The sequence below is a fragment of the Mesorhizobium sp. B2-2-3 genome (assembly GCF_006442405.1).
GTDB lineage: Bacteria > Pseudomonadota > Alphaproteobacteria > Rhizobiales > Rhizobiaceae > Mesorhizobium.
Genome location: NZ_VFWC01000001.1, coordinates 93,069 through 106,567, shown reverse-complemented (window position 1 = coordinate 106,567; position 13,499 = coordinate 93,069). Strand labels below are relative to the sequence as shown.

At 65.0% G+C, this 13,499-nt stretch carries 12 protein-coding genes; 9 read left to right on the top strand and 3 right to left on the bottom strand.

The features are described from left to right. Nucleotides 1–79: 79 nt before the first annotated feature. From FJ951_RS00485 to FJ951_RS00470, 4 genes are all read left to right on the top strand, one after another. Nucleotides 80–859: a helix-turn-helix transcriptional regulator gene (locus FJ951_RS00485; RefSeq protein WP_140512899.1), complete on the top strand. Its 780-nt coding sequence runs from the start codon at nt 80–82 to the stop codon at nt 857–859. Between the two features lie 185 nt (nt 860–1,044). Then, nucleotides 1,045–1,797, top strand: coding sequence for an SDR family NAD(P)-dependent oxidoreductase (locus FJ951_RS00480; RefSeq protein ID WP_140512897.1), 753 nt, complete (start codon nt 1,045–1,047; stop codon nt 1,795–1,797). A gap of 213 nt (nt 1,798–2,010) precedes the next feature. Next, on the top strand, nt 2,011–3,354 hold the full coding sequence (locus tag FJ951_RS00475; RefSeq protein WP_140513546.1) for a glucoamylase family protein: 1,344 nt from the start codon (nt 2,011–2,013) through the stop codon (nt 3,352–3,354). After that, nucleotides 3,344–4,873: a mercuric reductase gene (locus tag FJ951_RS00470; protein WP_140512895.1), complete on the top strand. Its 1,530-nt coding sequence runs from the start codon at nt 3,344–3,346 to the stop codon at nt 4,871–4,873. Before FJ951_RS00475 ends, FJ951_RS00470 begins: the two co-directional genes overlap by 11 nt. Nucleotides 4,874–4,904: 31 nt before the next feature. Here the strand turns inward: FJ951_RS00470 and FJ951_RS00465 are convergent, their stop codons facing one another. Further along, nucleotides 4,905–5,486 (bottom strand): DUF1349 domain-containing protein, encoded by a 582-nt coding sequence (locus tag FJ951_RS00465; protein WP_140497223.1) that lies wholly within the window; start codon nt 5,484–5,486, stop codon nt 4,905–4,907. Between the two features lie 57 nt (nt 5,487–5,543). After that, nucleotides 5,544–6,983, bottom strand: a complete 1,440-nt coding sequence (locus tag FJ951_RS00460) for an aldehyde dehydrogenase family protein (protein ID WP_140512893.1) — start codon at nt 6,981–6,983, stop codon at nt 5,544–5,546. Between the two features lie 266 nt (nt 6,984–7,249). Here FJ951_RS00460 and FJ951_RS00455 point away from each other — a divergent pair, with 266 nt between their 5' ends. From FJ951_RS00455 to FJ951_RS00435, 5 genes are all read left to right on the top strand, one after another. Next, nucleotides 7,250–7,909: a TetR/AcrR family transcriptional regulator gene (locus FJ951_RS00455; protein WP_181165292.1), complete on the top strand. Its 660-nt coding sequence runs from the start codon at nt 7,250–7,252 to the stop codon at nt 7,907–7,909. Nucleotides 7,910–8,004: 95 nt separating this feature from the next. Further along, the gene (locus FJ951_RS00450; RefSeq protein WP_140512891.1) at nt 8,005–9,258 is read left to right on the top strand and encodes a sarcosine oxidase subunit beta family protein; all 1,254 of its coding nucleotides are present in this window, start codon (nt 8,005–8,007) and stop codon (nt 9,256–9,258) included. 71 nt (nt 9,259–9,329) lie between these two features. Next, nucleotides 9,330–9,596, top strand: a complete 267-nt coding sequence (locus FJ951_RS00445; RefSeq protein WP_140512890.1) for a sarcosine oxidase subunit delta — start codon at nt 9,330–9,332, stop codon at nt 9,594–9,596. After that, complete coding sequence (locus tag FJ951_RS00440) at nt 9,593–12,475, top strand: sarcosine oxidase subunit alpha family protein (RefSeq protein ID WP_140512888.1); 2,883 nt, start codon at nt 9,593–9,595, stop codon at nt 12,473–12,475. The genes FJ951_RS00445 and FJ951_RS00440 overlap by 4 nt, the downstream gene beginning before the upstream one ends. Next, nucleotides 12,468–12,986, top strand: a complete 519-nt coding sequence (locus FJ951_RS00435) for a hypothetical protein (protein ID WP_140512887.1) — start codon at nt 12,468–12,470, stop codon at nt 12,984–12,986. Before FJ951_RS00440 ends, FJ951_RS00435 begins: the two co-directional genes overlap by 8 nt. Here FJ951_RS00435 and FJ951_RS00430 read toward each other — a convergent pair. After that, entirely contained in the window at nt 12,976–13,461 is a 486-nt protein-coding gene (locus FJ951_RS00430) for a hypothetical protein (RefSeq protein WP_140512885.1), read from the bottom strand. The genes FJ951_RS00435 and FJ951_RS00430 overlap by 11 nt on opposite strands. Between the last annotated feature and the right edge of the window lie 38 nt (nt 13,462–13,499).

The following is a 13,499-nucleotide window of genomic DNA, read 5'->3' as shown; positions in this document are numbered from 1 at the left end:
GGCTAGATTCGCGGGACCGGATCGCGCCATATGCCTAAAGGCACAATGACGGACGGGAGCTCGTCGCCGAAAAAGAGGCATGCGCATGGGCAACATCTGGGCGCCGCTCGCCATGGCGATCGCCGCCACCGGCACCGACAGGCATGTCGACTGCCTGATCGACCTGATCGGCGCCGACATCGCGCATGACCTGGTGACGGTGACGCGCTACTCGGCGACGCAGACGCCGCAATTCGTCAAGCACCGGCGCTTCTCCGACGAGATGGTGCGGCGCTACCTTGATAATTATTACGTGTTCGACCCCTTCTACGCTTCCTGGCGGCGCGAGCGCCGGCTGGGCATCATGCCGCTCAAGCGGCTGTCCGACGACGAGGCCAAACGCGGCCAGTACATAGCCGGCTTCCTCGCGCAATCGGAGATCTGCGATGAAGTCGGCATCATGCTGGCCGATGGCGGCGACTGGTGCCTCGGCATTTTCCTCGATCGCTCGACGACGGCGTTCAAGGACAACGAGATCGCCCTGCTGGCTGAGCGGCTGCCGGTGTTCGAGGCGCTGCACGCGCTCGACATCAAGACGCGCGGAAGCGATTTCTCGCGCAGCTCGGCGCCGTCCAGCCCCGGCGCCTCGCCGCGCCAGCAGCCCACAATCCCGGCGAGCCTGTGGCCGGAACTGTCGCTCAGGGAAAGGGAGCTCGTGCAACTGATCCTGGCCGGCCATCCGACCGCCAACATTGCCGAGCGGCTCGGCATCACCGTCGGCACGGTCAAGAACCATCGCCGGCGCATCTATGAGAAACTCGACATCACCACCGAGCGGGAATTGTTCCTGCAGTTCTTCCTGTACCGCTCGGACAAATAGGCCTGGCGCTGGTGCAAGCGCTGGACAGGCAGATCGAGGGGAGCCCGGCATAACGCGCCTCAGGGATTGGCCCAGACGATCGAGGTGCATGCCGGCTTGAACTTGGCCGGCGGCGACCTCACAGTCACCCCCGAACATGGTTTCGCCGAGCGGAGCCGATTTGCGCCAGGACAGGGGAAAATGAGATGCCGACGATTTTCGCGGAACGGTTTGCCGGACGCTCGGCGGTGATTACGGGCGGCGCATCCGGCATCGGCCTCGCCGTCGCACAGAGGCTGATCCAAGAAGGCGGGCGCGTTTCGGTTTGGGACCGCGATCCCGCCCAGATCGAAGCGGCCAGGGCTTCGATCCCGGCGCTGCATGGCCAGACCGTCGATGTCGCCGACCCGGCGGCGGTGGATCGGGCGGCGCGGTCGACGATCGAGGCGCATGGCGGGGTCGACATCCTGATCACCAGCGCCGCCATCACCGGTCCCAACATGACCGCCTGGGACTATCCGGTGGAGGACTGGCGTCTGGTCATCGACATCAACATCAACGGTGTCTTCTACTGCAACAAGGCGCTCGTCCCGCACATGCTGGAGCGCAATTACGGCCGCATCGTCAACATCGCCTCGATCGCCGGCAAGGAAGGCAATCCCAACGCTTCCGCCTACAGCACATCCAAGGCCGCGGTGATCGGCCTGACCAAATCGCTCGGCAAGGAACTGGCCAAGACCGGCATAACCGTGAACTGCGTCACGCCGGCGGCGGTGCGCACGGCGATCTTCAAGCAGATGAGCCAGGAGCATATCGATTTCATGCTCTCCAAGATACCGATGGCGCGCTTTGGCGAGCTCGACGAGGTGGCGGCGCTGATTTGCTGGATCGCCTCGGAGGAATGTTCGTTCACGACGGCTGCCGTCTTCGACGTCTCCGGCGGCCGCGCCACCTACTGATGTGGTGCGGCGCTTTCCGGCTGGCGGCAAGCCACTACAATTGCGCGTGAGGAAGCAACCAACGGAGCTGGACAAGCGTACAGTGGCCGAAGCCGGAACCCGGCAACGGCAACAATGAGGGCGAAGACATGACCAGGCGTGACAGTTCGGCCCGCGCGCAATTCCTGCACCTTTCTCCGACAATCGCGACGACCGGACCGGAGCTTGCCGCATTTGCTTAAGGTCGAGCCTGCCATCCTGTCGGACGACGACCTTCTGGATCGTTTCCAGCGCGCGGCCTTCGGCTATTTTCTGGAAAACGTGAACCCCGCAAACGGGCTGGTCGCCGACACGTCGCGGTCGAATTCACCGGCCAGCATCGCGGTCGTAGGCTTTGCGCTCTCTTGCTATCCGATCGGGGTCGAGCGCGGCTGGATGGAGCGGGAAGCAGCGGTGGACCTGACGCTCGCCGCGCTGCGTTTCTTCTGGACCAGCACGCAAGGCAGTGGCGCTGATGTCACCGGCCACAAGGGTTTTTACTATCATTTCCTCGACATTCGCACCGGACTTCGGGTGTGGCGCTGCGAACTGTCGATGGTGGATACGGCATTGCTGATGGCCGGCATTCTCGTGGCGGGCGCCTATTTCCGGGGCGACAATGACGAGGAAGCCGAAATCCGCCGGCTGGCCGAGGCGCTCTACCGGCGCGTCGACTGGCGATGGGCGCAAGGCAGCAGTCCGACGTTGCGACAGGGCTGGAAACCGAAGAGCGGCTTTCTCCACTATGGCTGGGAAGGCTACAATGAGGCGACGATCCTCTATGTCCTGTCGATGGCCTCGCCCGACAGCCCGACGTCCGACGACAGCTACGCGGGCTGGACGGCGACCTATCAGTGGGAAAACATCTACGGCTACGACGTGCTTTATGGCGGTCCGTTGTTCATGCACCAGTTCTCTCATGCCTGGATCGATTTCGCCGGCATCCGCGATGCTTTCATGCGCGAGAAGAATTCGGACTATTTCGAAAACAGCCGCCGCTCGACCTACCTCCACCGCGACTATGCTCGGCACAATCCCCATGGCTATGACGGCTACGGAGAGAACCTCTGGGGGCTTTCGGCCGGGGACGGACCGGGCGGCTTTCGCAGCAGCATACAACGGCGGCGGCGCCGGTTTTCCGGCTACGTCGCGCGCGGTGCGCCCTTCGGGCCGGACGACGGCACGATCGCGCCGTGGTCCTATCCGGCGTCGCTGCCTTTTGCGCCTGATATCTGCATGGCGGCGCTGCGCCATCTCGCGGATCGCTACCCCCAGGTGATCGACAATTTCCGGCTGCCGAGCGGCTTCAACCCGACGCTGGCCAACCGGCGAAAATTTGGCCGCGACGGCTGGGTGTCGGAAGGCCATTTCGGCCTCGACCAAGGCATCGTGGTGATGATGATCGAGAACCACCGCTCGCGCCTGGTGTGGGAGCTGATGCGTTCCAACCAGTACATCCGCCGCGGCCTGAACAAGGCGGGGTTCACAGGCGGATGGCTGTCGCAGCCGGCAAGCCCGGATGGCCGCGATGTCGCTTGAAGGGACGAAAGCTGCCGGTTTTCCGGCCGACCACAATGATGTCGAGCTGGTCAGGGGCGCCCATCCGCCGCATTGGCGAAACCCGCCGCCCACCGGACCATACAATCTCGTCGTCGTCGGCGCCGGGCCTGCCGGCTTGACTGCCGCGACCGAAGCGGCAAGCCTCGGCGCGAAAGTGGCGCTGATCGAACGCGGGTTGATCGGCGGCACGTGCATCAACACCGGCTGCATCCCGTCCAAGTCGATCATCCGTACATCCAGGCTCTATGCCGACATGCGCGATGCCGAGAATTTCGGAGCCGATGCGCCGGACCATCTTCGCGTCGATTTCCAGCGCGCGATGACCAGGATGCGGCGCATCCGGCAACGGATCAGCCATGCCGACAGCGCTGAGGCGCTTGCTGCGCTGGGCATCGACGTTCATTTCGGCGAAGCCCGGTTCGAGGGAAGCGATTGCGTGACCGTCGCGGGAACCACGCTGCGCTTCCGCAAGGCGCTGATTGCGACAGGCGCGAGGCCGGAGTTTCCATCCATTCCCGGCCTGGTCGAGGCCGGCTATCTCAGCAACGAGACGATGTTCGACCTTGTCGACTGCCCGAAGCGGCTGCTGGTCATCGGCGGCGGGCCGCTTGGCTGCGAGACAGCGCAGGCCTTCTGCCTGCTCGGCGCGAAGGTCATCCTGGCGCAGAGCGATCCGATGTTCCTGCCCGGCGAGGAACGCGACGCCGCGCAGATCCTTTCGGAAGCGCTGGCGCGCGAGGGGGTCGAGGTCCGACTGAACACCGAAGTGGTGGCGGTGCGCAGGGACGGCGACAAGAAGCTCGCCGACCTGGTGCGGGACAGCGACATGATGACGATTTCCGTCGACGAGATCATCACCGGCATAGGCCGCTCGCCCAATGTCGACGGTCTTGGCCTCGACGAGGCGGGGGTTGCCCACGATGCCAAAGGCATCAAGGTGGACGATTATCTCAGGACCTCAAACCCGCGCATCTATGCGGCGGGCGATGTCTGCCTCGACTACAAATTCACGCATACCGCTGAAGCAACAGCCCGCATGGTCGTGCAGAACGCCCTGTTTCTCGGGCGCAAGAGGCTGAGCGAATTGGTGGTTCCGTGGTGCACCTACACCGATCCGGAAATCGCCCATGTCGGCCTCTATCCGGTGGAGGCGCGCCGCGACGGCATTCCGGTCAAGACCTATACGGTGCTGATGCACGATGTCGCCCGCGCGGTGATGGACGGCGAGGAAGAGGGTTTCGTCAAAATCCATGTCAGGGAAGGATCAGACCGCATCCTCGGTGCGACCGTGGTCGCCGCCCATGCCGGCGAGATGATCAACGGGGTGTCGCTCGCCATCAGGTCGGGCATGGGATTGCACGCGCTGGCCGACGTCATCCATCCCTTCCCGACACAGGCGCAAGGCATCAAAATGGCCGGCGACGCTTACCGGCGAACGCGGTTCACCCCTTTGTGGAGGCATCTGGCGGCACGCTGGCTGGCGTGGTCCAGGCGATGACACTTGTGTCCCGTCGGCGTTGGCGCGGGCTTCAGCCGTGCAGGTCCCGCGAAATCGGCGGGCCGACCGAAAAGCCGGTGAAGGTGACCTCGAAGCCTTCGCGCTGCGGCGAACAGCACATCATGCCGACATCGACCGCCTTCGAGACCGGGAAGTAGGCGAGCCGCACCGGCTTCCAATGACCGTCGGAGACATCCAGGTACTGGACGCGGATGGTCTCGGCATGGCGGGTCAACCGGATCGCGACGCCATCCGGACCGGCCGGAATGGTGGCCAACGACCAGTCCGAGGCATCGTTGGTGACGACAACCGAGAAGTACACCACGCCGTCGGTATATTCGATGCCGGCCTTGATCCAATGCGTTTCGCTGAGGCGGAGCATCAGCCCCGCCTGGTCGTAGAGCACCTCATAGCGTCCGTTGACGGTGACTTCCGCGGTGAAATCGCCCTCTACGCGCTTGTAGAGGAAATGGCCGTTGTCGCGCCAGAAACCGTAAAAGGTCTCGCGCCAGAAGTCCGTCTCCTTGCCGGTGCGCACATGAACCGCATCGCCGTCGATGGAATGATGCGGCGGCGGATTGAGCCAGGTCAGATCCTTGTCTTGAACTGTCATCGCCTTGTCTCTTGGTGCACGCGAAGGCTTCGCCGGCCCGGTCAGCCGGCGCCCCGATCAGCCTGCAAACGTGTAGGCGGTCTTCACGGTGGTGTAGAATTCCATGGCGTATCGGCCCTGTTCGCGCGGACCGTAGCTCGAGCCCTTGCGGCCACCGAAGGGAACATGGAAATCGACACCCGCCGTCGGCAGGTTGACCATCACCATGCCGGCCTCCGAATTGCGCTTGAAATGCGTGGCGTGCTTGAGGCTGGACGTGCAGATGCCGGACGTCAGCCCGAATGGCGTATCGTTGGCGACGGCGAGCGCCTCGTCGTAGTCCTTGACGCGGATGACGCTGGCGACAGGTCCGAAAATCTCCTCTCGCGAGCTGCGCATGGCGTTGGTGGCATCGGTCAGCAGCGCCGGCCGCAGGAAGAAGCCCGGCGTCTTGCGGTCAAGCCGCTCGCCGCCGAAGGCGAGCGTGGCGCCTTCCCTGACGCCGATGGCGATATAGTCTTCGTCCTGCTTGAGCTGCGTCGCATCGACAACGGGACCGATCTGGGTCTGCGCGTCGAGCGCATCGCCGACGACCAGTTTGTCCATCCGTTCCTTGAGCGCTTCGACGAAACGGTCATGAATGCCGTTCGTCACGATCAGCCGGGACGAAGCCGTGCAGCGCTGACCGGTCGAGAAGAAAGCGCCGTTGATCGCGCAATCGACAGCCGTAGCGAGGTCGGCATCATCGAGCACCACCAGCGGGTTCTTGCCGCCCATTTCGAGCTGGAACTTGCGCATGTGCTCGACGCTCGCCGCGGCGACGCGCTTGCCGGTGCCAACCGAGCCGGTGAAGGTGATGGCGTTGATGTCCGGGCTGTCAAGCATCGCCTGGCCGACCACCGAGCCCTTGCCCATGACGAGGTTGAGCACGCCCTTGGGCAGGCCGGCACGGTGCAGTATGTCGACGATGGTCCAGGCGCTCTCGGGAACGAGATCCGCCGGCTTGAAGACGATGGTGTTGCCGTGGGCAAGCGCCGGAGCGATCTTCCAGGCGGGAATGGCGATCGGGAAGTTCCAGGGGGTGATGATGCCAACCACGCCGACCGCTTCGCGCGTGATCTCGACACCGACGCCCGGCCGCACGCTAGGCACGACTTCGCCCGAGAGGCGCAGTGTCTCACCGGCGAAGAAATCGAAGATCTGGGCGGCTCGAATGGTCTCGCCAATGCCTTCGGCCAGCGTCTTGCCTTCCTCGCGCGCAAGGTTGCGGCCGATCTCGTCCTTGCGCGCCAGGATCTCGTCCGACGTCTTCTTCAGCACCGCGTGACGGACCAGCAGACCCGAGCGCGACCAGGCGGGAAAGGCCGCCTTGGCCGCGGCGATCGCCTGTGCCGCCTGTTCGACACCTGCGGAAGCGTATTCGCCGACGATGTCGCCGGTATCGGACGGGTTGATGTTGCGGGAGCCGGCATCGCCGACCCACTCGCCGTCGATGAGGTTCTGTCGAAGCGGTGCCATGTCGTGTCTTTCCTGCTGGTTCGCCGCGCGGCGGCATCTGTGTAATTTGTATTTGCCAGACAATTGCTCTGCGGGAAAGCACGCTTTGCGCGGACGGCCGCGACAAAGTCTCTCGGTTCGCGGCCCCGCGCGACCTGCTGCCCGCAGGGCATCGCCCTTGGCCCAACAGCTTCGGCGACACATCGTTCCAATCACCGCGAAACGGGTATGTACATATATGTCCATAGTCTTGATTTGCCCGGGGCGGCGTGTCATGCGTCGTGCCGATGGAAGCCACCGACACGACAACCCAGCGCGCCGGCGCCACCGGCAACATCAAGGTCACCCGGGAAGACTGGCTCAAGCTCGCGCTTGAAACGTTGATTTCGGACGGCGTCGAAAGCGTCCGTGTGCAGACGCTCGGCCAGAAGCTCGATGTGTCGCGTTCCAGTTTCTATTGGTACTTCAAGAGCCGCCAGGACCTGCTCGACCAATTGCTGGATTATTGGCGGCAGACCAATACAAGGTTCATCGTCGAACGCGCCGCGCGGCCTTCCGCGACCGTCATCCGCGGGGTGATGAGCATCTTCGAGTGCTGGGTGGACGAGAAGCTGTTCGATCCGCAGCTGGATTTCGCGATCAGGGCGTGGGCCCGGCGATCGCCCGCCATCAGGCGGGCTCTCGACGAGGCCGACGAGGAGCGCGTCGACGCCATTCGCGACATGTTCAGGCGCCACGGCTATGACGAGGAAGACGCCTTCGTGCGCGCCCGCGTGCTCTATTTCATGCAGATCGGCTACTACTCGCTCGAGCTCGACGAACCGATGAGCAGCCGCCTGCCGCACGTCGCGTCCTATCTGCGCAGCTTCACCGGCCAGGAGCCCACGGCGCAGGACGTCGAGGATTTTTCACGCTATGTCGAGGAAACGCTTTCGCGCAGCCGTTAGCGACAGCCGCCGCTTTCACACCACGGCACGAACTAGACATATATGTACAATCGCGTTACGCCTCACCCCATTGAACCAACCTCCTCCAGCACGCCATGACCAGACGCTATTCCGCTTTGTCGCTCTTGAAGGAAGGCCTCGCCGGCCAGACCGGCTGGGAGCCGGCCTGGCGCTCGCCCGAGCCGGAGCCGTCCTACGACGCGATCGTCATCGGCGGCGGCGGCCACGGGCTGGCGACGGCCTATTACCTGGCGAAGAATCACGGCATCGCCAGAGTAGCGGTTTTGGAAAAGGGCTGGATCGGCGGCGGCAATACCGGCCGCAACACGACCGTGGTGCGCTCCAACTATTACTATCCGCAGAGCGTCGAGCTCTATGGGCTGGCGCACCGGCTCTATGAGGGACTGTCGAAGGACCTCAACTACAACGTCATGCTGTCGCAGCGCGGCATGGTCAGCCTGTGCCACTCGACCGGCGAAATGGAGATCGGGGCACGCACAGTCAATGCCATGCAGATCAACGGCATCGATGCGGAGCTGTTTTCGCCCCAGGATGTGCGCCGGGTGGCGCCGATCTACAATTTCACGGCCAATGCGCGCTTTCCCGTGTTCGGCGGCATCTGGCAAAGCCGGGCCGGCACCGCGCGCCACGACGCGGTCGCCTGGGGTTATGCACGGGCCGCGAGCCGACTCGGCGTCGACATCATCCAGAACTGCGAAATCACCGACTTCATCGTCGAGGGCGGCCGCTGCCGCGGCGTCCAGACGACGCGTGGCGCCATCCGCGCGGACCGCATCGGCATGGCCGTGGCAGGACATTCCTCGGTGCTGGCGGCCAAGGCCGGCTTCCGCCTGCCGATCAATTCCTATGCGCTGCAGGCCTGCGTAACCGAACCGGTCAAGCCGATCCTCGACACGGTGGTGCTGTCGCCCGGCACGGGCGTCTATGTCAGCCAGTCCGACAAGGGCGAGATCGTCATCGGCGGCGGGCTCGACCGCACTCCCTCCTATGCCCAGCGCGGTAACCTGCCGACGCTGGAGGGGGTGATCGCGGGGCTGTTGGAAATGTTCCCGATCTTCGGCCAGCTGAAGCTGATGCGGCAATGGGCCGGGATCGTCGACGTCGTGCCGGACTCCTCGCCGATCATCGGTCAATCGCCACTGCCAAATCTGTTCCTCAATTGCGGCTGGGGCACGGGCGGCTTCAAGGCGATCCCCGCCGGCGGCACGCTTCTGGCGAACCTTTTGGCAACGGGCAGGCACAACGACATCAGCCGCCCCTTCGATCTCGACCGCTTTGCCAGCGGGCGGCTGATCGACGAAGCGGCTGGTTCCGGCATCGCGCATTGATGCATGTCGCGCAAAAGCGCCGAGCGGCCTTAGGGCGACGACATGCATAAAGACGAAGACTGAGGTTTGCCATGCAGCTTTTCCCTTGCCCGTTCTGCGGCCCGCGCGACGAGACCGAATTCCACTATGGCGGCGATGCCGGCAATGTCAGGCCTGATGGCGCCGAGGTGCCGATCGAGCATTGGGCCAACTATCTCTATCTGCGCTCCAACCCAAAAGGCGCGGCGCGCGAGATATGGGTGCATATGAACTGCGGCGAATTCTTCGTCATGGAGCGGGACACGGTTACGCACAAGGTGCTGTCTTCGGCTGCCCTGGGCGGGGAGCACGCGGCGTGACCGCCTCGCGCCTTAGCACGGGTGGCAGCGCCATCGACCGCTCGCGCCCGATCCGCTTCAGCTTCGACGGCGCCACCGTGCAGGGATTCGCCGGCGACACCATCGCCTCCGCGCTGCTGGCCGCCGATGTCGCGGTCGTCGGCCGCAGCTTCAAATACCACCGGCCGCGCGGCATCTGGGGCGCGGGCGTCGAAGAGCCGAACGCGCTGGTGGATATCAGCGGCCCGCAGACGACGCCGAACACGCGTGCGACGACCGAGCCGGCGCGCGACGGGCTGGTCGCCAAAAGCGTCAACGCGACACCCAATGCGCTGGCCGACCGCAACGCCTTCCTCGACCGCTTTTCCCGCTTCATTCCGGCCGCCTTCTACTACAAGACCTTCATGTGGCCGGACTGGCACATGTTCGAGCCACGCATTCGCGCCATGGCGGGACTGGGTCAGGTAGACAAGGACTGGACGTCGCCCGGCCGGGCCGACCAGATCAACCACCATTGCGACGTGCTGGTGATCGGCGCCGGACCGGCCGGGCTGGCAGCGGCAAGGCTGGCGGCCGGCGCAGGCCGGTCCGTCATGCTGGTCGACGACCAGCAAAAGCCCGGCGGATCGCTCGGTCACCGAGTTGGCGAGATCGACGGCAAACCGGCCGGCATCTGGGTCGAGGAGACGGTTGCGGGGCTTTCCGCCGGCGGTCACCTGGTCCTGCCTTCGACCACCGCTTTCGGTATCTACGACCATAATCTGGTCGGGCTTAACCAGCGGCATTTCGACGGCCGGCCGGACACGCTGTGGCGGGTCAGGCCGCGCCGGATCGTGCTGGCGACGGGCGCCATCGAGCGGCCCCTGCCATTCGCCAACAATGACCTGCCGGGCATTCTCTCGGCGGACGCAGCGCTCAGCTATCTCAGGCGCCATGCGGTGCTGGCCGGCCGCCATATCGTCGTCGCCGCAAACAATGACAGCGCCTATGAAGTGGCGGAGGCGGCCGCCGAGGCTGGCGCCGACGTCACGCTTGTCGACATCAGGCGCGACGGTATGCCCGCCGCGCCCGCCAAGGTGCGGATGCTCAAGGGCCGCGCGCTCACCGCCGCGGCCGGCAAGCTGCGCGTCGAGGGTGTGATGCTGGACGACGGCACCAGGCTCGATGCCGATTGCGTGCTGGTGTCGGGCGGCTGGACGCCGACCATCCATCTCTTCGGCCAGGCCAAGGGCAAGCTCGCCTGGAGCGAGGCGCACGCGGCCTTCCTGCCGGGCGATCCGGTCGAGGGCATAGCGGTGGCCGGAGCTGCCGCCGGCGCGGTTTCCTTGTCGGAGGTATTCGCCGGCTCGCTGAAAGCCGTCGCGTCGCTCGGTTCGACGAAGGCAGCAGTGCCGCGCAGCAGCGGAACGGAGGCGACCAGCGGGATAGTAGCGGCATGGCCAACGCCGGGTTCGAAGGGACGCATCTGGATCGATTACCAGAACGACGTGACGGTGAAGGACATAGAGCTGGCGGCGCGCGAAAATTTCGTCTCGGTCGAACATCTGAAGCGCTACACGACGCTCGGCATGGCGACCGACCAGGGCAAGACCTCCAACCTGCCGGGCCTGGCGCTGATGGCCGGGATCACCGGCCGCACGGTGCCGGAAGTCGGCACCACGACCTATCGTCCGCCGTTCACGCCGGTTCCGCTGGCGAGCTTCGCCGGCGCGCGCAGCGGCGAACTGATGGCGCCGGTGCGGCGGCTGCCGCTGGAGAGCGTGCATCGTGCCAGCGGCGCCGTGTTCCAGGAGTATGGCGGCTGGCTGCGCCCGGCCCACTACGGCGGCGGCGGCGATACGGATCGCTCGATCCAGGACGAGGCGCGCCGCGCCCGCCAGTCCGTCGCATTGTTCGATGGCTCGACGCTGGGCAAGATCGAGGTGATCGGACCCAAGGCGGCCGCGTTCATCGATTTCGTCTATTACAACACGATGTCGACGCTGAAGCCGGGCCGCTGCCGCTACGGCTTCATGTTGTCCGAGAATGGCGTGGTCTTCGATGACGGCGTGCTGGTGCGGCTAGACGAGCATCGCTTCGTCGTGTCGTGCTCGTCCTCGCACGTGGCCGCCGTGCATGCGCGGCTGGAGGAGTGGCGCCAGGACCGGTTCGGGCGCGGCGCGGTCTACATCCACAACGCCACCGCGGAAATGGCGACCCTGACCGTTTCGGGACCGAACGCCCGGAAACTGCTCGAGACGGTTGATCTCGGCCTTTCGCTCGAGGATGGCGAGCTGCCGCACATGGCGGTCGGCCAGGGCAGCTATGACGGCGACGAGGTGCGCATCACCCGCGTCAGCTTCACCGGCGACAGAAGCTACGAGATCTCCATCCGGGCCGATCGCGCCGAGCCTTTGTGGGCGCGCCTGCGCGACGCCGGGCAAGCGTTCGATGCGGTTGTCATCGGCCTCGAGGCGCTGATGATCCTGCGCGCCGAGAAAGGCTTCATCGTGATCGGCAAGGACACCGACGGCACCACGCTGCCGCACGACCTCGGCGTCGAGGGCCCGCGGGCAAAGCGCCAGACCGGATTCGTCGGCCGCCGCTCGCTGTTCACCGAAGAGGCTTCGCGCGGCGACCGCATGCAGCTGGTCGGGCTGGCGGTCCCGTCCGGCGAAGCGCCGCTGCCAACTGGCGCGCATGGCATCAAGCGTAGCGGCGGCAAGCTGCGCAGCCAGGGCTTTGTCACATCGAGCTACCGGAGCCCTACGCTTGGCCGGCCGGTTGCGCTCGGCCTGATCGAGCGCGGTGCGGCCCGCCACGGCGAAACGATCGAAATCCAACATCTCGGCAAGGCGATGACGGCGACGATCGCCGCTCCTTGCGCCTTCGACCCGGCAGGAGACCGGCTCAATGCGTGATCTCGCCCAAAAATGGCCGGTAGCGCCGGACTGGCAGTCGGCAACCATCGGTGCACCGGGTCTCGAGGCGCGCACGATCCCGGGCCTTCACCAATTGCTGGTCAGCGGCGATCTCGACGCCTGGGCGCGGATATCCGGCATGGATGGCAACGGCGTGGGCGCCTTTGGCAGCGCGCAAGGTGAGCGCTATGCGGCGCGTCTGGCGCGCGACCGCCTGCTCGTCGTGTCGAGCACACCGCTCGCCATCGCCGCGGGTTGGCACGCGGAAGGTTTCGCGGTGACGGCGATCAGCGCTGGACTTCATGTGTTCGAGGTCAAAGGCTCGGCGATCGACGCTTTCATCGCGCGCGGATCAACGCTTGACCCAAACAAGGAAAGCGCCAGTGCCGCACTTTCCTTCGCCGGCGTCAGCGCCATCGTCTACCGCCACCGGGACAGACTGCGCATCCATATCGATCGCGGCCTGGCATCCTATCTCTGGACGTGGATCGAAACGGCTCTCAGAGCGTGAACGACCAGAACAGGCAGGCCAGCGTGGCCGCCGCGAAGACAACGAAAAACAGACTGCGCAAGAGCACGTTGCGGCGAAGCTCGTTCATGACGAAGTGGCAACCGACGATAGCCGCCGCAAACAGGAACCGCCAGTTCAGCAGCGCCCATAGGGCGTCGCGCTGGCCGAATGCCCATCTGGCGACGAGACAGCCTACGATGGAGGCAAGGAGCACGATCACGGTCCAGAAGATGGCATCGGCTGCATGGGTGAGCACGATGCTGGCGGCTCTGATCGGCAGGATCATCATCAGCAGCGCGCTGAAGAAATAGACGGCGGCGAGTGGTATGAACATCCCGGCATCGGCAATGCCGTCGAGGCGCCTGACGCCGATCGCACCGTAGGGGTAGCCGTGCCTGGCCACCACCAGGCTCAAGGCCATGAGCAGCGCTGTCAGCACCGCGACCAGGGCGAAGGACGTGAGGGCTTTGCTCATGACGGTCCCGTTCAAAGCGAATCAAACAGGAACCGTTT

What these genes read in the sequence shown, in the direction of transcription:
- FJ951_RS00485 (WP_140512899.1), top strand. Translation starts at nt 80, where the DNA reads ATGCGCATGGGCAACATCTGGGCGCCGCTCGCCATGGCGATCGCCGCC.
- FJ951_RS00480 (WP_140512897.1), top strand. Translation starts at nt 1,045, where the DNA reads ATGCCGACGATTTTCGCGGAACGGTTTGCCGGACGCTCGGCGGTGATT.
- FJ951_RS00470 (WP_140512895.1), top strand. Translation starts at nt 3,344, where the DNA reads ATGTCGCTTGAAGGGACGAAAGCTGCCGGTTTTCCGGCCGACCACAAT.
- FJ951_RS00465 (WP_140497223.1), bottom strand. Translation starts at nt 5,486, where the DNA reads ATGACAGTTCAAGACAAGGATCTGACCTGGCTCAATCCGCCGCCGCAT.
- FJ951_RS00460 (WP_140512893.1), bottom strand. Translation starts at nt 6,983, where the DNA reads ATGGCACCGCTTCGACAGAACCTCATCGACGGCGAGTGGGTCGGCGAT.
- FJ951_RS00455 (WP_181165292.1), top strand. Translation starts at nt 7,250, where the DNA reads ATGGAAGCCACCGACACGACAACCCAGCGCGCCGGCGCCACCGGCAAC.
- FJ951_RS00450 (WP_140512891.1), top strand. Translation starts at nt 8,005, where the DNA reads ATGACCAGACGCTATTCCGCTTTGTCGCTCTTGAAGGAAGGCCTCGCC.
- FJ951_RS00445 (WP_140512890.1), top strand. Translation starts at nt 9,330, where the DNA reads ATGCAGCTTTTCCCTTGCCCGTTCTGCGGCCCGCGCGACGAGACCGAA.
- FJ951_RS00435 (WP_140512887.1), top strand. Translation starts at nt 12,468, where the DNA reads ATGCGTGATCTCGCCCAAAAATGGCCGGTAGCGCCGGACTGGCAGTCG.
- FJ951_RS00430 (WP_140512885.1), bottom strand. Translation starts at nt 13,461, where the DNA reads ATGAGCAAAGCCCTCACGTCCTTCGCCCTGGTCGCGGTGCTGACAGCG.